At 66.1% G+C, this 20,186-nt stretch carries 18 protein-coding genes; 16 read left to right on the top strand and 2 right to left on the bottom strand.

The window, feature by feature from the left end:
- Positions 1-29: 29 nt before the first annotated feature.
- From TL10_RS07195 to TL10_RS07155, 9 genes are read left to right on the top strand one after another with little or no spacing between them, the layout of a single operon-like run.
- Positions 30-1,034 carry an ABC transporter permease gene (locus tag TL10_RS07195; RefSeq protein ID WP_043985137.1) on the top strand — a complete coding sequence of 335 codons (1,005 nt, stop codon included), beginning with the start codon at positions 30-32 and terminating at the stop codon, positions 1,032-1,034.
- Positions 1,035-1,688 (top strand): cysteine hydrolase family protein, encoded by a 654-nt coding sequence (locus TL10_RS07190; protein WP_043985100.1) that lies wholly within the window; start codon positions 1,035-1,037, stop codon positions 1,686-1,688.
- The gene (locus TL10_RS07185; protein WP_043985136.1) at positions 1,688-3,295 is read left to right on the top strand and encodes an ABC transporter substrate-binding protein; all 1,608 of its coding nucleotides are present in this window, start codon (positions 1,688-1,690) and stop codon (positions 3,293-3,295) included. The genes TL10_RS07190 and TL10_RS07185 overlap by 1 nt, the downstream gene beginning before the upstream one ends.
- The gene (locus TL10_RS07180) at positions 3,295-4,125 is read left to right on the top strand and encodes an N-acyl homoserine lactonase family protein (protein ID WP_043985099.1); all 831 of its coding nucleotides are present in this window, start codon (positions 3,295-3,297) and stop codon (positions 4,123-4,125) included. Before TL10_RS07185 ends, TL10_RS07180 begins: the two co-directional genes overlap by 1 nt.
- Positions 4,125-5,423, top strand: a complete 1,299-nt coding sequence (gene allB, locus TL10_RS07175) for an allantoinase AllB (protein WP_043985098.1) — start codon at positions 4,125-4,127, stop codon at positions 5,421-5,423. Before TL10_RS07180 ends, allB begins: the two co-directional genes overlap by 1 nt.
- Positions 5,420-6,181 carry an aspartate/glutamate racemase family protein gene (locus tag TL10_RS07170; protein ID WP_043985097.1) on the top strand — a complete coding sequence of 254 codons (762 nt, stop codon included), beginning with the start codon at positions 5,420-5,422 and terminating at the stop codon, positions 6,179-6,181. The genes allB and TL10_RS07170 overlap by 4 nt, the downstream gene beginning before the upstream one ends.
- Positions 6,178-7,191 (top strand): allantoicase, encoded by a 1,014-nt coding sequence (alc, locus tag TL10_RS07165; RefSeq protein ID WP_043985096.1) that lies wholly within the window; start codon positions 6,178-6,180, stop codon positions 7,189-7,191. Before TL10_RS07170 ends, alc begins: the two co-directional genes overlap by 4 nt.
- Positions 7,188-7,733, top strand: a complete 546-nt coding sequence (locus tag TL10_RS07160) for a hypothetical protein (protein ID WP_234711391.1) — start codon at positions 7,188-7,190, stop codon at positions 7,731-7,733. Before alc ends, TL10_RS07160 begins: the two co-directional genes overlap by 4 nt.
- Entirely contained in the window at positions 7,730-8,767 is a 1,038-nt protein-coding gene (locus TL10_RS07155) for an isopenicillin N synthase family dioxygenase (protein WP_043985093.1), read from the top strand. The genes TL10_RS07160 and TL10_RS07155 overlap by 4 nt, the downstream gene beginning before the upstream one ends.
- Here the strand turns inward: TL10_RS07155 and TL10_RS07150 are convergent.
- The gene (locus TL10_RS07150; RefSeq protein WP_043985092.1) at positions 8,764-9,867 is read right to left on the bottom strand and encodes an ABC transporter substrate-binding protein; all 1,104 of its coding nucleotides are present in this window, start codon (positions 9,865-9,867) and stop codon (positions 8,764-8,766) included. The two genes, TL10_RS07155 and TL10_RS07150, sit on opposite strands and share 4 nt — an antisense overlap.
- Before the next feature lie 211 nt (positions 9,868-10,078).
- Here TL10_RS07150 and ctaD point away from each other — a divergent pair, with 211 nt between their 5' ends.
- The 5 genes from ctaD to TL10_RS07125 all read left to right on the top strand — a co-directional run bounded on the left by ctaD (position 10,079) and on the right by TL10_RS07125 (position 14,615).
- Entirely contained in the window at positions 10,079-11,797 is a 1,719-nt protein-coding gene (ctaD, locus tag TL10_RS07145; protein ID WP_043985135.1) for an aa3-type cytochrome oxidase subunit I, read from the top strand.
- A gap of 52 nt (positions 11,798-11,849) precedes the next feature.
- Positions 11,850-12,512 (top strand): MspA family porin, encoded by a 663-nt coding sequence (locus TL10_RS07140; RefSeq protein ID WP_043985091.1) that lies wholly within the window; start codon positions 11,850-11,852, stop codon positions 12,510-12,512.
- A gap of 86 nt (positions 12,513-12,598) precedes the next feature.
- Positions 12,599-13,303 carry an MspA family porin gene (locus TL10_RS07135; RefSeq protein ID WP_043985090.1) on the top strand — a complete coding sequence of 235 codons (705 nt, stop codon included), beginning with the start codon at positions 12,599-12,601 and terminating at the stop codon, positions 13,301-13,303.
- Positions 13,304-13,490: 187 nt separating this feature from the next.
- On the top strand, positions 13,491-14,021 hold the full coding sequence (locus TL10_RS30895) for a hypothetical protein (RefSeq protein ID WP_131630698.1): 531 nt from the start codon (positions 13,491-13,493) through the stop codon (positions 14,019-14,021).
- Between the two features lie 270 nt (positions 14,022-14,291).
- Positions 14,292-14,615 carry a TFIIB-type zinc ribbon-containing protein gene (locus TL10_RS07125; protein WP_082067872.1) on the top strand — a complete coding sequence of 108 codons (324 nt, stop codon included), beginning with the start codon at positions 14,292-14,294 and terminating at the stop codon, positions 14,613-14,615.
- Positions 14,616-15,180: 565 nt separating this feature from the next.
- Here TL10_RS07125 and TL10_RS07120 read toward each other — a convergent pair.
- The gene (locus TL10_RS07120) at positions 15,181-17,370 is read right to left on the bottom strand and encodes a SulP family inorganic anion transporter (RefSeq protein WP_043985088.1); all 2,190 of its coding nucleotides are present in this window, start codon (positions 17,368-17,370) and stop codon (positions 15,181-15,183) included.
- 382 nt (positions 17,371-17,752) lie between these two features.
- On the opposite strand from TL10_RS07120, the gene TL10_RS07115 reads away from it, so the two are divergent.
- Both TL10_RS07115 and TL10_RS07110 read left to right on the top strand, forming a co-directional pair.
- Positions 17,753-18,535: a response regulator transcription factor gene (locus TL10_RS07115; protein ID WP_082067871.1), complete on the top strand. Its 783-nt coding sequence runs from the start codon at positions 17,753-17,755 to the stop codon at positions 18,533-18,535.
- Positions 18,536-18,573: 38 nt separating this feature from the next.
- Positions 18,574-20,097 carry a sensor histidine kinase gene (locus TL10_RS07110; protein ID WP_043985132.1) on the top strand — a complete coding sequence of 508 codons (1,524 nt, stop codon included), beginning with the start codon at positions 18,574-18,576 and terminating at the stop codon, positions 20,095-20,097.
- The last annotated feature ends 89 nt before the right edge of the window (positions 20,098-20,186 follow it).

The raw sequence follows: 20,186 nt of genomic DNA, 5'->3' as shown, positions 1-20,186 counted from the left end.
GAGTGCCTGTGCGAAGAGAGGCGGCGACCATTAAGACATTCATAGCGTCTCGGCTCGGGGCGATGGCGGCCATTCTGGTCGCCCTCACGGCAGTGATGTTCGTCCTGCAGAACATCTCGCCGCTCGATCCCGTCAAAGCGCAGCTTGGTGCGCAGGCGTCTGCCGATGCGGTGGCGGCTCGGCGCGCAGCGCTGGGACTCAACGACCCTGTCCTGGTGCAGTTCTGGCACTACTTGGTCGGCGCCGCCACCGGTGATCTGGGCACCTCGTATCGGACCCGGCACTCGGTGGTGTCCGATCTCGGGTCGTTCGTTCCGGCCACCCTGGAGCTGGCGCTGTGCGGCCTGGCGATCGCCATCGCGCTCGCAGTGCTGCTGGCGTTCAGCACGACCCTGAGGTGGCGGGGCGCGAATGTGCTTCGGGCAGTGTTGTTCACCGGATCCTCGGCGCCGATGTTCCTGCTGGGCATCGTCGGACTCATCGTCTTCTATCAGGACCTGGGCTGGGTGCCGGCCAACGGCCGGATCGCGGTGCCGAATCCGCCGACCGGCCCGACCGGCATGCTCACCGTCGACGGTCTGTTGCACGCGCGGCTCGATGTCGTGGCCGATGCCATGCACCACCTGATTCTGCCGGCGTTCGTCATCGCGATCGGCCCGGCCGTCGCGATCGGCCGGGTACTACGCAGCAGCCTGCTGGCCGATATCGACAGTGACTACGCGCGGACCGCCCGGGCCAAAGGGCTGTCCGAGACGCGGATCCTGGCCAGGCATGTGCTGCGCAACTCGGTCGGCGCCGCCCTGTCGATGACGGGACTTCAAGTGGGCCTGATGTTTTCGGGAGTCCTGGTGGTCGAGCAGGTATTCGGCTGGCCGGGCATCGGACAGTACATCGCGCAGAGCATTCCCGTCGCGGACTTCCCGGCGATCGCCGGCGTCACGCTGATGCTGGGTGCGATCTACGTCGTCATCAACACAGTCGTGGATCTGCTCCAGGCCGCCGCCGATCCACGTATCGCAATCACAGGAGGTTAGATGCCGAAACAGCCGCTCATAGTAGGCAATCCCGTGCTGGTCGTGGTTGACATGCAGGAGTCCGGAGACATGCCGGCCGAACTGGTCGGCATCGCGCACATGGCCGGGTACGACGGCCGAATTGCCCGGGCGCAGCGCCTGATCGGCGCCGCACGTGCCGCGCGAATCCCGATCGTGTTCTTCCAAGAGGTACACCGCCCCAACGGGATCGACTTCGGCCGCGAACTCGACGGCGCCGAGGGAGAGCACTGTGTCGACGGCCGGCCCGGCACGCCGCTGCATCCCGCACTGCTGCCCGACTTCGCCGGACCCAACCACGAGTTCCATATCGTCAAGCGCCGCTATTCCGGTTTCATCGGAACGGATTTCGAGATCGTGCTGTCCGGTCTCAGGGCGTCGACGCTGATCCTCATCGGTGGGCTCACCGATGTCTGCGTGCACTACACGTTCGCCGACGCGCACCAGCGCGACTTCTACGTACGGGTGGTCACCGACTGCGTCGGGGGCTCCTCGGAGTACCGGCATGACGCTGCCCTGGACGCCATGGAGTACCTGCAGTCCGGCGCGATGCGGACCACCGATGAAATCGTCGCCGCCTTTACCGAGATGTCCACCGAAGTGTCCGAACCCGCCCTCGAAGGAGTTGCCCGATGATGAAGAGCCACAAGGTCCCCGCTCGCGCACGTGGCGGGTGGCGGTACGCGGCCGCCGGTGCCGCCGTGATGTTGACGCTAAGTGGTTGCGGTGGCTCGAATTCCGGTGGCGGTGGCACACCGAACGCCGCTCCGACGGACAAAGTGCTGCACCTGTCGTTCCTGCAGGATCCGGGCCAGCCGCCGGACCCCGACATCTACTACGCCGGCCAGGGCCTGTTGCTGACCACCAACAGCTATGAAGGGCTGCTGCAATACAAATCCGGCGTCGACAAGGCCGTCCTGGAGCCGCTGCTGGCCACCAGCTGGACCGCGTCACCGGACAACAAGGTGTACACGTTCAAACTGCGTGAGGGCGTCAAGTTCCACGACGGCACGCCGTTCACGTCGGCGGCGGTCAAGGCGTCGTTCGATCGCAGGCTGGCGGTCAACCAGGGCCCGGCCTACATGGTCAAGGATGTGGAATCGGTTACCACGCAAGGTGATTACGGGGTCACCATCACGCTCAAGGCGCCGAACTCGGCATTCCTCGACTACCTGGCGTGTCCCTACGGTCCCCGCATGCTCAGTCCAGAAGGCCTCAAGAAGAACGGCGCTGCCGACAACGCACAGGCCTACCTGACCACCCATGATCTCGGTACCGGCCCGTTCGTGCTGACCGATGCCCAGGTGGGCTCGCACTATGCACTCGCCGCCTTCCCTGATTACTGGGGGACCAAACCGTATTTCGAGAAGGTCGACATCCCGGTCATCACGGACGTGTCGGCGCAGCAGTTGCAGTTCAACAACGGCCAGGTGGCTGCGATCCTGCACGACCTGCCGTCGTCAGCGGTCCAGTCCTATCTGAGCAACAAGTCGTTCGCCAACTATTCGCTGCCGACGATGATGTCGAACTACGTGTACGTCAACCCGCGTAAGGGCATGATGACCGACGTCAAGAATCGCACCGCCGTGATGCAGGCGATCGACGTCGACGAACTGGTCAAGCAGACGTATTTCGGGCGCGGCAAGAAGGCCGAGCAGATTTACCCGCCGAACATGATGGCCGCCGAATTCGGCAAGCAGTCGGTCCCGCACGATCTGTCTGCGCTGTCTGAAATCGCCGGGAAACTGCCGGCCGATCAGAAGTCCGTCACCATCGGCTACGACTCCAGCAACCCGGACAACCAGCTGATCAGCAACCTGATTCAGACCGAACTGGCCGCTGCCGGTTTGACTGCCAAGGTGCAGGCGTACCCCACGTCGGAGATCTATGGCTGGGTCGGTGGTGACGGCCAGGCCGCACCGGAGATCATGACCTACCTCGGCTGGCCGGATGCGCCGTCGCCGTACACCTGGGGTCACATCTCGTGGGACGCCGACGGTGGCCTGAACTTCTTCGGGTGTTCAGCGCCATCGGTCAGCGCGGCGCTTGCTGCAGGTCTGCCGAACGCCTCGGCCACCGACTTCTCGACCGCCGGTGTGGAAGCGGTCAAGACCGGTTGCTGGCTGAATGTCGCTGATGTCAACGACTTCATGGTCGCCCAGCCCTGGCTGAAGGGAATCGAACAGGCACACGTCGTCACCAACCCGAACTCGCTTCGCCTGAACGCGCTTTCGGTCGGCTGATGGCCACGCTCGTCGGCAAGCCCGGGGTGCGGCGGATCATCCTGCTGACCCTGGGCTGGGAGGAACTGCCGAAGTCGGTGTCGGTGTACGGCGCGCCACGCCAGGAGCGGATGCGCGAACCGGTGCCCGGGGTGCTGCTGCAGACCGACGGCGGTTGGGTACTGCTCGACACCGGCTTCAACACCGCGCTCATACGTGACCCGGCGCTGTACCGGCGGTACTTCCCGACCGTCGAGTACCGCCCGGTGCTGCCCGGTCCCGGCGAGCCCATCGAGCAGCGGCTCGCGGAGGTCGGGGTGGATTTCGATGAGATCCAGACCGTCGCCGTCAGCCACCTGCACCACGATCACGCCGGCGGCCTGAAACTGTTCGCCGGCAAGGTGCCGGTACATGCCCAGCGCCGCGAACTCGAGTACGGGCTGTCGAATCATCCTGAGCCTGAACGTAATGCGATCAATCGGGTGGACTTCGACGACCCGAACATCGAATGGCGCCTGGCTGATGGGGAAGCCGAGATAGCCCCGGGGATCACCGCGGTGCCCACGTACGGGCATACGCCGGGTCATCAGAGCTTCGTCGTCCAACTGGACCAGTCCGTCGGCGGTGATGGCTTCGTATTCGCCTTCGACGCAGCTGATCTCACCGAGAACATCGAGCACGAACTCGCCATCGGCGGGTTCATCGACGTCGACCCGCAGGACACCATCGAGCCGATTCGCAAGCTCAAGAAGTTGGCCGCGGACAAGGGGTTCCAGTTGATCCCCGGACATGACCCACATGTGTGGCCGGAGCTCACCGAGCATTTCCACCACAGGTTCGGTCCGGTGTGATGCAGTGCGTACTGCGCGCGGATCAGGCACTTGTCGACGGTCATCTGCGTCCGGCGTCGGTCGGCGTGTCCGGAGGCCGGATCGAGTTCATCGGGCCCGTCGACGCGGATTGCTCTGCCGCCGAGGAGATTCGGATACCTGACTCCGCGGTGTTGCTGCCGGGGTTCGTCGACACGCACGTTCATATCAACGATCCGGGCACCGACTGGGAGGGGTTTGACACCGCCACCGCGGCGGCCGCCGCGGCCGGTACCACGACGCTGGTGGACATGCCGCTGGACTGTGATCCGGTCACCACCAGCGTCGCGGCGCTGACTGTGAAAAAGGCCGCGGCCGAAGATAATTGCCACGTCGATATGGGGTACTGGGGTGGCGTGGTACCGGGCAATCTGGATCAGCTGGCGCCGCTGCAGCGGGCCGGGGTACGCGGCTTCAAGTGTTTCCTGGCTGATTCCGGCAACCCGCAGTTTCCGCGCCTGACCCCTGCGCAATTCCGGGACGCCATGGCACGTGTCGCCGAACTGGGGTCGGTGATGTTGGTACACGCGGAAAGTCACCGAGTGATCGGCGCCGGGCCGGCGCCATCGGGTCGCCGATACCGGTCGTTCCTGGCGTCGCGCCCCGATGCCGCTGAAGCGGATGCCGTGGCGTTGGTCATCGACACGGCGCGGGAGACCGGGGCCCGGGCGCATGTGGTGCACGTCGCCAGTGCCGCGGTGCTGTCCCGGTTGGCGGCGGCCAAGCGGGCCGGGATTGCGGTGACAGCCGAAACCTGCCCGCATTACCTGACATTCACCGCGGAGGCGGTCCCCGACGGCGGAACTGAATTCGCCTGCTGTCCGCCTATTCGCGACGGAGCCAACCGGGAGATGCTGTGGTCCGCGCTGCACGACGGCACCCTGGATTTGGTGGTGTCGGACCACTCGCCCTGTGCGCCGCAGCTCAAAGCCGGCGGAGATTTCGGCCGGGCGTTTGGTGGGATCAGTTCACTGCAGCTCAGTCCGCGGGTGGTGTGGACCCAGGCCGCCGCACGCGGTTTCGGGCTCGCCGACCTGAGCCGGTGGATGTCGGAGCGACCGGCGGCCCTGGCCGGCTACAGCGACCGCGGCCGGATCGCGGTCGGCATGCGGGCCGACCTGTGCTCTTTCGATCCCGACGTAGAAGAGACGGTGAGCGCGGCCACGCTGCGGCACCGTCATCCAGTGAGCCCTTACGACGGTGTGCGCCTGCGTGGTTCGGTGCTGCAGACGTGGGTGGCGGGCAGGCCCGCGCTGGCCCGGATAGGGGAGTCGGTATGAGAATTCTGGTGCTCAACCCCAACACCTCGGCGGCGATGACCATCGAGATCGCGGCTGCCGCACGGGCGGCGGCCCATTCTGGGGTCGAGATCGTCTGCATGTCACCGTATTTCGGGGTGGAGGCGATCGATTCCGCGGCAGAGAGCTATCTGTCGGCGGTCGGGGTGATGGATATCGTGGCCCGGCTCGCCGGGGACGGGGTCTTCGACTTCGATGCGGTCGTGCTGGCGGGATTCGGTGAGCACGGGCGCGATGCGCTGGCGGAAATGCTGACCGTGCCGGTGTTCGACATCGCCGAATGCGCCGCGCACGTCGCCCATCTGATCGGCAGGCGGTTCTCGGTGATCACCACGCTGGCCCGGTCGATCCCCGCGATCGAAGACCGTCTGCTGCTCGCCGGGCTGAACGCGCACTGCGCTTCCGTGCGGGCCTGCGGACTGGGCACGGCACAGGTGGACGCCGACCCGGCCGGTGCCGTGCAGGCGATCGTCGACGAGGCGGCCCGGGCGATCAGCGAGGACGGTGCCGACGTGATCTGCCTGGGCTGTGCCGGGATGGCCGGTGTGACAGCGGCGATCTCGGCCAAACTCGGTGTTCCCGCCGTCGACGGGGTGGCCGCTGCGGTGGCCCTCGCGCAAGCCGTCGTCGGGCTCGGTTTGTCCACCAGCAAGGCCGGGGTCTACGCACCCGGGCCGGACAATCCGCGCAGTCATTGGCCCCTGTCGACAGCGCTGGGGTCGGGAGTTCCGGGGTCATGACCGACGTCGATCTCGCCTCCCGCGTCGTCGGAGGCAGCGTGGTGGCGGCCAGCGATGAATCGTTCGGGTTCAAGGAACGGCTCGTCGATCCGGGCGAGCCCGCCTTCGTGCCCGGTACCTACGACCTGCGCGGCGAAGTAGTGGACGGCTGGGAGACCAAGCGCCACGCAGGGCGGGACGGTGACTGGGCGATCATCCGGCTGGGTGCCGCCGGCCGGCTACACAGCATCGATGTCGACACCCGGTTCTTTTCCGGCAATCACCCGACCGCCTGCGCCGTCGACGCCTGCACGCTGGAACGTACCGAGGATCCGGCCGGCCGCGCCGTGGTATGGACCCCGATAGTGGAAATGACTGTGCTCAAGGCGGATTCGCACAATCTGCTGGCCGTGACAGACCGCCGCCGGTGGACGCACCTACGGCTGCGGTTGCAATCCGACGGTGGTGTCGCGCGGCTGCGTGCCTACGGCGAAGTGGTGCCGGACCCGGCACTGTGGGCCGGTGTCACCGTCGAGGTGTCGGGCCTCGAGCAGGGCGGGCGCGTCGAATGGTGCAGCGACAGTTTCTATTCCAGCGCCGGCTCGCTGATCGCCCCGAACCGACCGCACAACATGGGCGATGGGTGGGAGACCCGGCGGCGCCGCGATATCGGGCCCGACACCCACGATGCGGTGATCATCTCGTTCGCGGTCCCCGCCGACCTGCTCCGGATCGAGATCGACACCTCCTACTTCGTGTTCAACGCCAGCCCCGAGGTATCGGTGCTGGGCAGCCGCTGTGGTGCCGATCGTGAACACGGTTGGGGTCTGGTCGCTTTCGACGTCCCGGTGCTGGCGCGCACGACGCTGATCCCCGATGCGCGACAGGTCTTCCCGGTCGATGTGGCCGGTGTGGCCGCACTGCGCGTGCAGGCCTACCCGGACGGCGGGATCGCCAGGGTGCGGGCACTCGGGGTTCCCGCCGCCGACGGATTGCAGGTGCTGCATGACCGATGGGAGGAGAGTTCGTGACCGTGCAGATGACCACGTGCGCCGGGCTGTGGCGGCGCACCCTGCTGATCGGGGCGGACGGCACCCGGGACGACGAGCCCGGAGTGCTGTGGCTGCAGGGGCTGACGGCGTACGTCGACTCGCGCGGCTTCGCGGGGACGCTGACGCAGCACGGCGACGTCTTCGAGTGGCATCGTGCCGTGGACGTGGAGCCGCCCGGCCCGTTTCCGGATGCCGGTGTGATGACCTGGGACGGTGAGGTTCTCATCGAAGCCGGTGTGCACGAGAACTACATCGAACATTGGGTCCGCGACCCGGGCGGCGACGGCGCGGACGGCGACGGCCGGGTGGGCGCGCTGTTCCTTTCCGGAGCGGACGGCGCCCGGGCTCTGCTGGTTCGGGCCGGCGGGCTGTTCGGCTGGGCCGATCGCGGGCAGGTGCTCATCGGCACCGTCGGCGATGCCGCCTACCAGCAGCTCGGAATCGTGATGTGCGGCGACGAAATCCAGGCCAACGGCGTGCGCTGGACGGTGGATGAATCGGAAGGGGATGTGAATTCATGAGTGGCATAACGTCATTCACGTCGGTGCCGGTCATCGACATCGGTGGACTGTACTCACCCGAGCGCGCCGAGCAGGAACGGGTGGCTGCCGAGATCGGCCGTGCGGCAGCCGAAGTCGGCTTCTTCTACATCAGCGGTACCGGTATCGACGAGTCGCTGTTCGACGCCATGCTCGCCGCCGTCAAGGAGTTCTTCGCGCTGCCGGTCGAAGAGAAGATGCGCAACTACATCGGGCTCTCCAGCTGCCACCGCGGCTATGTGCCGATCGGGGAGGAGGGCCTCGAGGGCACCGTCCCGGACCTGAAAGAAGCGTTCGATACCGCGCTCGACCTACCCGTCGACGACCCGGACTATCTCTGCGGAAACCCGATGCTCGGCCCCAACGCCTGGCCGGAGCTCGCGGGTTTCGCGCCGGCGGTGACCGCCTACTACCAGGCGCTGTTGGCGGTGGGGCAGCGGCTGCTGTGGGCATTCGCGGTGGCGCTCGGCGAAGACCCCGAGGTGTTCTCCCGGCACGCCACCAAGACCCCGAGCCAGTTGCGGCTCATCCACTACCCCTACAACCCGGATGCCAAGGACAGCATCGGGATCGGCGCGCACACCGACTACGAATGCTTCACGCTGCTCAAGCCCACCGCGCCAGGACTCGAGGTGCTCAATGGGGCAGGCGAGTGGATCGACGTCCCGCCGGTCGACGGCGCGTTCGTCGTCAACATCGGCGACCTGCTCGAGCTGTGGACCAACGGCGCGTTCGTGGCGACCAGCCACCGGGTCCGCAAGGTGGCCGAGGAGCGGTACTCGTTCCCGCTGTTCTTCAACGTCGACTACTACACCGAGGTCAAACCGCTACCGCAGTTCGCCACCCCGGAAGCCAAGAGCCGCCCAACCTTACGGGCCGGCGAGCACCTCTTCGCGCAGACCGCGCAGACCTTCGCCTACCTCCGGCAGCGCATCGAGACGGGCGAGCTGGTGTTGCCCGACGGTTCGCTGGGTCTGGGACAGTTCGGCCAGCAGGCCCTGCAGGAGGTGGACTAATTGATGGGCGCGTTGAGCCAGTGCAGGTCGTCGAGCATGCCGCGGGCCGCCACGATGCCCTGACCGGTCTGCCACACCTCGTTGTTCACGATGAACACCCGGTTGTCGCGGGTGGCCGCGAGCTTCTTCCAGGCCGGGCTGTCGAGCAGGGTCTTGGCCTGTTCCTTGGCGGCCGGGGAATCGAACGACAGATAGACGATGTCACCGTCGGCCGACGAGAAATCGGTGCTGGGACGCAGCTTCGAGATGTCGATCTCGTGGTATGGCTTGTCGGTAAAACGTTGTGGCGCAGGCCGATCCGCGCCGATCCGGGCCAGCACGCTGCCGGGGAAGTTGTTCGCGCCCCAGACTCGCATGGTGCCCTCGGTCAGTTGCACGACCGACACCTGGAAATGCGGGGCGTCGTTCTGTCCGCCGACCTTCGAGGCGTCGGCGTTGAATCCGTCGACCAGTGCGCCGGCTGCGACGCCGCGACCGGTGGCCGCACCGACCATGCGCAGATCGTCCTGCCAGGCCGCGCCGGACGGTCCGGTGAGCACGGTCGGCGCGATCGCCGACAAGGCGCCGTAGGTGTCCGACGTCGCCGACGCCTGCGAGCCGATGATCAGGTCGGGATTGGCGCCCTTGATGGCCGCCATGTCGGGCGCGCTCCGGGTGCCCGCCGTCGGCGCGTTGTGGATGACGGTGCCCAGGTATGAGGTCTGGCCCGAGGAATCCGTCGGGGTCGCCGCGGCGACGACGCGGGACTGCAGTCCCAGCGCGCACAGCGCGTCGAGTGCGGTGCCCGAGAGCACGACGATGCGCTGCGGGTCGGCCTTGACGTCCGTGTCGCCCGCCGCATGGTGCACCGAGCGCGTCGGCGGGCCGTCCTCGAGTGCTGCCGGGGCCGGCGCGCATGAGTCGTCGGGCCGGCGCTGGTTGCCCAACACGCCGGAGGTGGCGATACGCGTGGTGCTGGTGATGGGAGCTGAGTTCGCCGTCGGCCGGTCGCTGGTGTGGCCCGAACAGCCCGTCAGGACGGTCGCGGCTGCCGCGCTGAGGGCGGTGAGGACCACTGCGCTCGCGCTGGCCTGCCGGGTACGGGGAGTCGGAAACTGCACGTGGCCGACGGTAACACTCAGGCGGTCCGGCCCAGATGAGGCGCGGTCGCGGCCGCCGGCGCCACGCCGGTGCCGGCGGCCGGTCCAGCCAATTACGACAGTTTGTAGGACCCTCGCCGCAAGGCTGTGCAATGGGGGATAAGATCACCGGCAGACAACATGGGATGCCCCGTGTGCTCGAACTATTCGCCCGGAACATTTGGAGGATCTGTTGGTAGCCGAAGCGCCCCCAATCGGAGAACTCGAGGCTCGTCGCCCGTTCCCGGAGCGTATGGGCCCCAAGGGCAACCTGATCTACAAGCTGGTGACCACCACCGATCACAAGCTGATCGGCATCATGTACTGCGTCGTCTGCTTCGTGTTCTTCTTCATCGGTGGCTTGATGGCGCTGTTCATGCGCACCGAGCTGGCCATGCCGGGACTGCAGTTCCTGAGCAACGAGCAGTTCAACCAGCTGTTCACCATGCACGGCACCGTGATGCTGCTGTTCTACGCCACCCCGATCGTGTTCGGCTTCGCGAACCTGGTGCTGCCGCTGCAGATCGGCGCCCCGGACGTCGCGTTCCCGCGGCTGAACGCCTTCTCCTTCTGGCTGTTCCTGTTCGGCGCGATGATCGCCATCGCCGGCTTCATCACCCCCGGTGGTGCCGCTGACTTCGGCTGGACCGCCTACTCGCCGCTGACCGACGCGATCCACTCGCCCGGTGCCGGTGGCGACCTGTGGATCGTCGGCCTGGCCGTCGGTGGTCTGGGCACCATCCTCGGTGCCGTCAACATGGTCACCACCGTGGTCTGCATGCGCTGCCCGGGTATGACCATGTTCCGGATGCCGATCTTCACCTGGAACGTCCTGGTGACCTCGATCCTGGTGCTACTGGCCTTCCCGCTGCTGACCGCGGCGCTGTTCGGTCTGGCCGCTGACCGCCACCTGGGTGCGCACATCTTCGACCCCGCCAACGGCGGCGCCCTGCTGTGGCAGCACCTGTTCTGGTTCTTCGGCCACCCCGAGGTGTACATCATCGCGCTGCCGTTCTTCGGCATCGTCTCGGAGATCTTCCCCGTCTTCAGCCGCAAGCCGATCTTCGGTTACACCACCCTGATCTACGCGACGCTGGGTATCGCCGCCCTGTCGGTCGCCGTGTGGGCGCACCACATGTACGCCACCGGCGCCGTGCTGCTGCCGTTCTTCTCCTTCATGACGTTCCTGATCGCGGTCCCGACCGGTATCAAGTTCTTCAACTGGATCGGCACCATGTGGAAGGGTCAGTTGACCTTCGAGACGCCGATGCTGTTCTCGGTCGGCTTCCTGATCACCTTCCTGCTCGGTGGCCTGTCGGGCGTGCTGCTGGCCAGCCCGCCGCTGGACTTTCAGGTGACGGACTCGTATTTCGTTGTGGCACATTTCCATTACGTGCTCTTCGGCACCATCGTGTTCGCCACCTACGCGGGCATCTACTTCTGGTTCCCGAAGATGACGGGCCGTCTGCTCGACGAGCGTCTGGGCAAGCTGCACTTCTGGCTGACCTTCATCGGCTTCCACACCACCTTCCTGGTCCAGCACTGGCTGGGCGATTCGGGTATGCCGCGTCGTTACGCCGACTACCTGCCCACCGACGGCTTCACCACGCTCAACATCATCTCGACCATCGGATCGTTCATCCTTGGGGTATCCACGCTGCCCTTCGTGTGGAACGTGTTCAAGAGCTGGCGCTACGGCGAGCCCGTCGTCGTCGACGACCCCTGGGGCTACGGCAACTCCCTGGAGTGGGCCACCAGCTGCCCGCCGCCGCGGCACAACTTCACCGAGCTGCCCCGGATCCGTTCGGAGCGCCCGGCATTCGAGCTGCACTACCCGCACATGGTCGAGCGGATGCGCGCCGAAGCGCACATCGGTCGATCACACGAACGCCACGACGACGCGTCAGCGTAGCCGCCATCGGCATCAAGCCTGACGATCGAACACGAGAGGCACGCACAGAGTCATGTCGAACAGCTATGCGGTGCTGGCGGTCGCGGTGTGCGTTCTGCTCACTGCGGGGACTGTGCCCTCCGCGACCGCTGACGCGAGCGCACCGGGGCCGCCGGTGGACGGTGCCGTTCCATCGGCTTCCCCAGGCTTGCTCGATACTCCCGATGGATGGCACCTGTCGGTAGTGGGCAGTAACGAATCTCAGCTTCCCGTCGCGCCGCTGACCACCGCGATCACCTCCCGCGAGTACCTCGTCGCAGGCACCTTCACCGGCAGTGTGACCGGCGACGGCACAACCAAGCTCACTGGCGGAACGCTGGAGGTCGGCGAGCAAATTGGCTGCGGCATCGTCGCGGACGAGGGTGAGATCACCCCGGGCGCGAGCTTCACACCGTCAATCAAAATTCCGCTCACCCCAGCGTTGAGCGGAATTGGCGATGGCACCGGTGTGAGCCTGCAGGGCAAGGTCTACCTCAAGCCGGGGACGGTGACCCCGGTGGCGATCGACAAGAAAACGTTCAAAGGCACCTCAACCCGGATCAGCGTGACGGGTGTGCGGATCAAGACCGATTACTGCGCGGGACAGTCGTTCATCCGGTCCTACGCCACCTTGACCAGCTCAACCGACAACACCGATGACGTGATCACCTACCTGGGTGTCACGAAGGCCGTATGACCCTGTCCCTTGGAATTCGACTCCCCGCCAGAGCATTTCACGCTTCACCTCTGAAACGAACTGGCGACGAGAGGCTACACAACCCCATGTTGAATCGCTTCGTCGTGCTAGCCGCGGCCTGCACGGTGCTAACCGTAACAACTGCGCCAGTTTCCCTGGCCGACCCACCAGCACCCGATCCGCAGCCATCGCCTGCCGCGGCGCCGCCGGACGCTGTCGCCGACGGCGGCGCCCCGCCAGACGATGGCGTGGTGCCCTCGGCTGATCCGGTCGCCGTCACCACCCCCGACGGCTGGATCCTGACAGTGAAAGCGCAGAAAGAGAGTGAACTGCCCGTCGCACCGTTGACTACCGCCGTCTCCTCTCGTGAGTATCTGGTGGGCGGCACCTTCACCGGCAACGTCACCGGCGCCGGTACAACCAAGCTCAACGGCGGCACCTTGGAAGTCGGCTACGAGATCGGCTGCGGCATCGAACTTGGCCAGGTCCGTCTGATCGGCCAAATCGGCGCCTCAACCAACGGATCACTGGCAAACCTCATTCCCACAGGGGTGAGCTTCCCGATGTCCGGAATGATCGAGATCCACCCCAAGCCCGGTCAGGTGATCCGCGTTCCAGTGGACAAAAAATCCTTCAAGGCCACCCCAGCGCGCGTGACACTCAAAGACAACCACATCAAGATCGATGGCTGCGTAGGCCAGTCTTTCCTGCGGTCATACGCCACACTAACCAGCACGACGACGGACACCGATGACGTTGTGGCGTATTACGGCGTCACCAAGAGCGTCTGAAGGCAACGCCATGCCCAACATTGCCTCCGCCGCTAGCGTTTTCGCGGCCGCAGCGGCGATCGTTCTACCACCGGTCGCGGCGGCCGACCCCGGCAATCCGCCTGCGGCGCCCTCAACGCCGGCACCACCAGCGCCGCCCACAGACCTCGGCGCACTACCCTCCTCACCCCCGGCAGCACCCGCAACGTTGACCGACAAGCTGACTTCGAGCTTTGGTGTCCCGCTAGGGCCGGCCGGGCTGAACATCTTCGGGCAGAGCACCGCCTCAAGCCCAGGGGCCGGTGCACTAGGCCTGCCACAGGGCACGAGTGGACTGAGCCGTTCGGACATCCTGGGCCAGAACACAGCGCCGTCGGCACCCGGTGCCGGACCAGGAACTCCACCGAACCTCAACGTGTTCAACAACGCCTACGGCCAGCAGCTGTGCCTCAAACCATCAGCGCCCGGACAATGCCAGCAGTTCGGGGTCGAGCCCGGTCAGGAGAACGCCGATGTCCCTGCCCGCCAATGGCTGGGCCGGTACATCGACATGTACCGCGATGGCCGTCTCAAAGGCGGACTGCTCGGACAGATGCCTCAGCAGCAACTCGGAGAACCCCTGCCCGGTACCGCGCCGCCACCGGGCACCAACATCCCACCAGGCCTGAGCCAGTACCTGCCCGATCCCGCCAACGCGTCCTCTGAGTCTGGGGCTGCGCCTACTCCCCCCGACCCCTGACATGCGCCTCAGACCGACATCGGGTCCGTCCCGACCTGCCGTAGCCGGCAGTGGCAAAAGCTCAGCGGTCAACCTCGCGAGCATCGCATGCACATGGCGTACTCCGGGTTCCCAGAAACAACTCGCGAAGCCTGCACCGGCCCCGCCCCGCCATCCCCTGGCAACGCGCCGACAGCCGCACCAGGGCCGAGATCACGATCTATATATGCATATATGCGAATGTTACTATTTATAGTAGCGGCCGCATCACCCGATGAGAGGAAACGAAGCATGTCGCAACTACCGAACAGTCCGAGCGCCAAACCGGTCGTGCTCTGTCCCAAATGCGTGTCGCAGATGCTGCCCGTCGCGCGTTTCGGGGTTGAAATCGACCAGTGCACCGGATGCGGGGGCATCTTTCTAGACCAAGGCGAACTTGAGCAGCTCAGCCAGGCCGAGGCCAGGTTCTATGCCGCGTCGCAACCGCCGCCGGCGCAGCAATACCCCCAGCCCGGGTATCAGCAATCCCCGTATCCACCGGGTCGTGGGGGGTTCCTCGGCGGACTGTTCAGCGGTGAGAGCCACGGATACGGCCACCGGCGGGGCCACCACTAGCTTGGCGCATCCGACACCACCGTCACGAGCGCAAAGGTGGACGTCGGCAAACCCTCTACGCCGTGTTGCAGTTTTGGCACCGACACGTGAACGAGAGGACTCCGGGATCGGAAACCGCGACGGCGTTCGACGCGGCTTACCGGGATTCGGCTACCCCTGGAACACATCCGAGCCGAGGTGACCGACGGGCGGTCTGTCGGTGTGCAGGGAACCCCCGATCTTCTTCCTCAACGGCACCCGTGTCCGGCCACACAGCTACCTCGCTTGACCCTTGACGAAGTCCTGGCCGCGAACCGACCACGGCCGTCAGGATGGGAAGGGTGAAGCGGATGCCGTCACCGCACTCATGCTCTCCCTGCTCTTGGGCGCCTTGGGCTCCCGTTAGGCCTTCGCTATCGGGCCGCACCGCAGCACCCTGGCGCCCATCACCCGCCGTTCGACGACGCCAGCTTCGGCACTCGCGGGTGCTGCTGCAGCTGACCGGGAAAGGGCGCGGACGTGGCACTGCGCCCAGGGCCCGCCGCCGTCGCGGTTTACGGCCCTGGGCGCAGGATCTAATCAGGTCTTACTCGGCCACCTCGATCAGACGGTCCACCCCGGCCGGTGTCACCCGCAGGGCGGCCGCCGTGCCGATGTCGTAGAACAGCCCGATCACCTCGAGGTCCCCGGCGCGGTGCCGGGCCCGCACCAGCGGGTGGGCGGCCAGGCTCTGGACCTGCAGGGAGACGTTCACGATCGACAGCTGGTCGACGATGCCGAACCCCTCTTCCCCGGCAGCCAGCGCCACCGGGTGCCGGCCCTCGTCGAAGGCGCGCAGCGTCGCGTCGCCGTGCTCCAGCCAGGTGTGCAGGTGCTCATCGCGATCGATACCGCCGCCCTGGGCGCCATCCAGTAGTGCGGTCATGGCGCCGCAGTTGGAGTGGCCGCACACCACGATCGAGGAAACCTCGAGCACGTCGACGGCGAAGGCGATGGCCGCTTCGATCGAGGCGTCGGCGCGTCCCTCCGGGATCATGTTGCCGACGTTGCGGACCGTGAGCAGGTCACCGGGGCCGCTGCTGGTGATGACGTTGGGCACGACCCGCGAGTCGACGCAGGTGATGAACAGCGTCTGCGGCTTCTGGGTGTGGATCAGCTCTTCCATGTGCGGTCGCAGCATCGGTGCGGTGCGGCGGTGGTAGGTCTCCAGGCCGTCCATGACCGAGTTGGTCTGCGGTTGCGACTTCCACGGGACGACACCCGAGCGCTTGTCGAACGGTGTGAAGGTGCGGGTCGGCGGGCCGACCGCGGCGTTGTGCAGTTCGGCGGTGCCGTGTTCGTGGATCTCGACGGTGCCACCGCCGGCGATGTGCTGGCGCTTCCACTCGTCGATGGTCTCGTGGGCGGCGTGGTCGATGAAGTCGACCGACAGCTCGATCGTGACATCGGAGCCTGCCGGCACCGACGCCAGCGCCGAGGTGAGCCGCGGCAGCGACAGGAAGCTGACGGAGCCCTCGATCACGATGCGCCAGTCGTTGCCGGCGATGTGCTCGGTGACGATCTTGGCCCGGATCACGCGCCACACGGTCAGGGCGACTGCCAGGGCGAGGCCGATCAGCACACCCTCGAGCAGGTTGAGAAAGACGACGCCGAGCACTGTGATCACGTAGACCGCGATGTCGCCGGTGCGACGGGCGGTTTCGATGTGGGCCTTCTTGACCAGCTGGCAGCCGATGACGATGAGCAGGCCGGCCAGCGCCGCGGTCGGGATCATCTGTGCCAGACCGGCGAACGGTACCGCGAACGCCAGGATCCAGACGCCGTGCAGGATGGCCGAGGCACGCGTCTTGGCGCCGGCCAGGACGTTGGTCGAGCTGCGGACGATGACGCCGGTGATGGGCAGGCCGCCGATGGCGCCCGAGATGGCGTTGGCCGTGCCCTGGCCGATCAGCTCACGGTCGAAGTTGGTGCGGGGACCGTTGTGCATGCGATCGACAGAGACCGCCGACAGCAGGCTCTCGACGCTGGCGATCAGGGCGACGGTCAGGACGCCGGCGATGACGCCGTCCCAGTCACCGGTGGGCATGGTCGGCAGCGTCAGCGAGTCCAGCAGCGAGCCGTTGATCTGAATGCGCTTGACGTCGAACGGCAACAGGACGGACAGCGCCGTCACTCCGACGATGGCGACCAGCGGACCGGGGATCCGGTTGACCGGGGCGGGCACCCACCGCCACGCCACCAGCGTGACGATGACGAGCATCCCGAGCAGGAAGCCGGGGCCGTGGATGCTCATCAGCTGCGCCGGCAGTCCTTCGATGTTCTCCCATGCGGAGCTCTTCGAGGCGCCGCCGAGCAGGACATGCATCTGCTGCAGCGCGATGGTGATGCCGATGCCCGCCAGCATGGCGTGCACGACGACCGGCGAGATCGCCAGCGCGGCGCGGGCCACGCGGCTCAGGCCGAAGAGAATTTGCAGGATGCCGGCGCCGACGGTGATGGCGCACGTCACGCCCCAGCCGAATTCGGCGATCAGTCCGGCCACGACGACAGTCAGGCCCGCGGCCGGGCCGCTCACCTGCAGCGGAGAGCCGCCGAGCGCACCGGCGACGATGCCGCCGACGATGGCGGCGATGATGCCGGCCAGGATCGGAGCGCCCGAGGCGACGGCGATGCCGAGCGACAGTGGCAGCGCCACCAGGAATACGACAAGTGACGCAGGCAGGTCATAGCGCAGGATGGCGCGCAGACCCTTTGCCGGCGGGGCGGTTTCTAGCATGCCGAGTTCCGTTCTCGATGAAAATGTGGTGGGCCCGTGCGGGCACTGTTCCGACATCTCGAACCGCGCGGATCGCCGACGGCATCATCGACGAAAAACATTGCGCAACAATGTGGTTCAGAGAATTTCCGACATACCTACAGGGGGTACGCCATCAATTGCTAAGGGCGAGAGTATTTATCGTCCACCGAAGCGGTCAAGGAGGATTGGCCTTTGCATAGAGAATGCAAATATCGCGCTAGGCGTCGGTGACCAAAATATGTGCGGAACAACGACTCTCGTCGCTTCACCTCCGACGATGAGGGTGATGTGGATCATACCGAAGATGTGAACTCGACATGAAGCCAATGACAGCAAGATGTGTTCTCCACACAATGGAGGAATGACGACGATGTCGGTGCCGCCACGTGAGCGCCATCCTCGGCCCGCGGTGCTCGGCCAGTTGCCGCGCATGGAACGTGCCGACGGTTCACCAATCCGGGTGTTACTGGTCGACGATGAGCCAGCGCTGACCAACCTGGTCAAGATGGCATTGCATTACGAAGGCTGGGTTGTCGAGGTCGCGCACAACGGCCGTGATGCGGTCACCAAGTTCGGTGAGATGGAACCGGACATCGTGGTGCTGGACATCATGCTGCCTGATACCGACGGCCTGCAGTTGCTGCAGCGGGTCCGCTCGGCGGAGGGGTACACCCCGACTCTCTTCCTGACTGCGCGCGACTCGGTGATGGACCGCGTCACCGGGTTGACCGCCGGTGCCGACGATTACATGACCAAGCCGTTCAGTCTCGAAGAGCTCGTGGCGCGGCTGCGTGGACTGCTGCGCCGGTCCAGCCATATGGCGCCCGAATCCGACGAGGTGCTCAAGGTCGGCGACATGGTGCTGGGCGGCGCCAGCCGGGAAGTGACCCGCGGCGGTGAGCCGATCGCGTTGAGCGCCACCGAGTTCGAGCTGCTGCGGTACCTGATGCGTAACCCGCGGCGGGCCATCGCCCGCGCGGAGATTCTTGACCGGGTGTGGAACTACGGGTTCGGCGGCAAGTCGAGCATCGTCGACCTCTATATCTCGTATCTGCGTAAGAAGATCGACACCGATCGCGATCCGATGATCCATACTGTGCGTGGCGTGGGCTACATGCTGCGCCCCGCCGAAGTTGACGTCTAAGCCCTCACGTGCCGTGCGGCGAGTCTGGTGACGTACCGATGATCCGAGGGCCGTGGTGGCGACCGCGAACCTTGCGCCGACAGCTCGCGTTCGGTGTGACCGCGGTGGTCACCGCGGCGTTGCTGACCGTCGGCGCGCTGTCGGTATACAGCCTCAACAGCTACATCACCGCGATCAGCGACGGGGAACTCGCACGCTCGCTCGATGCCCTCGGCCATTCCTATGACCGGCTACAAATTAAGCGCGGAGACCCGGCCCACCCGATCGACGCCGGGGAGGACGGCCTGACGGCGTTCGGCGGCCAAGCTCCGGGGAACTTGATCGCGGTCGTGCACAACGGTGTTGTCGCGCAGTCGGCCGTGTTCCCGTACGGGGAACCCAAACCAACTGGGCCCGATGTGGTGAAAGCCGTTGGTGCGCAGTCGTGGGCGAAAATGGGTCCACGCACCGTCAAACTCCCCCAGCTGGGTTGGTACCGCTTAGCCGGCGAGGATGCGGGCGGGGGCGACGTGCTGGTTTCTGGTGTTTCTCTGGCGCCGGCGACCGTGGTCGTGGCCCGCAAAACCGTCACCGTCGCGATCATCACCGGCATCTCCATCGTCCTGACCGCTATCGGCACCCTGATGGTGGTGAACTACGCCCTACGACCACTGAGCCGCGTCGCCGCCACGGCCGCCAAGGTCGCGACCCGCGAGTTCGACCACGACGATCACCGCATCACCGAACGGGTCCGGCCCGAGGACACCGACCCCCGAACCGAGGTCGGCATCATGGGCGACACGTTGAACCGGCTGCTGGACAACGTCGACGCCGCGCTGGCAGATGCCGCCGCGTCGCACCGCCGGACCAGACAGTTCCTCACCGACGCCAGCCACGAACTCCGGACCCCCCTGGCCGCAATCCGTGGCTACGCCGAACTGACCCGCCAGGACAGCGCCGCGCTGCCGGAGAACACCGAGTACGCCCTGGCCCGCATCGAATCCGAGACATACCGGATGACCGGCCTAGTCGAAGATCTGCTGCTCATCTCCCGCCTCGACGAGCGGCAGGACCTCGAGACCAGCGAGGTCGATTTGAGCGACCTGGTGATCAACGCCGTCAACGATGCCGCTGTGGCCTCCCCTGGGCATCACTGGCGCCGCCGCATCCCTGATACCCCGGTATGGGTGCCCGGAGACCCTGCCCGCCTGTACCAGGTGGTCGGCAATCTGCTGGCCAACGCCCGTGTGCACACACCCGCCGGGGTGACGGTCACGACCGCTCTGACCGCCGGTCTTGACCGCGTGGAATTGACGGTGTCCGACAACGGTCCGGGCATTGATGCCGAGGTCGTGCCGAATCTGTTCGACCGATTCGTGCGCGCCGACACCGCGCGGTCACGAGAAGTCGGCGGCACCGGACTCGGCCTGGCCATCGTGGCCTCCATCGTCGCCGCGCACGACGGGACCGTCGGCGTCGAATCCAACAGCAGTGGAACGGCTTTCCGGATTCAACTACCCCGCATCCAGAACGCGAGCACCCAGACGCACCAGCACACCGCATCGACCTCTGCATGCCATTGATCCGATCGACTGAATTCGGAGTCGGTGGGGCCAAGTTGCGATGTCGGTGCCTACCAGCCGGCCCGCAGAGTCGCGACCGCATCGTGTCG

The sequence above is a fragment of the Mycolicibacterium llatzerense genome (assembly GCF_000878195.1).
In the GTDB taxonomy this organism is placed as follows: domain Bacteria; phylum Actinomycetota; class Actinomycetes; order Mycobacteriales; family Mycobacteriaceae; genus Mycobacterium; species Mycobacterium llatzerense.
The sequence above is the reverse complement of the archived record's forward strand: the minus strand, read 5'-3'. Positions and strand labels throughout refer to the sequence as shown.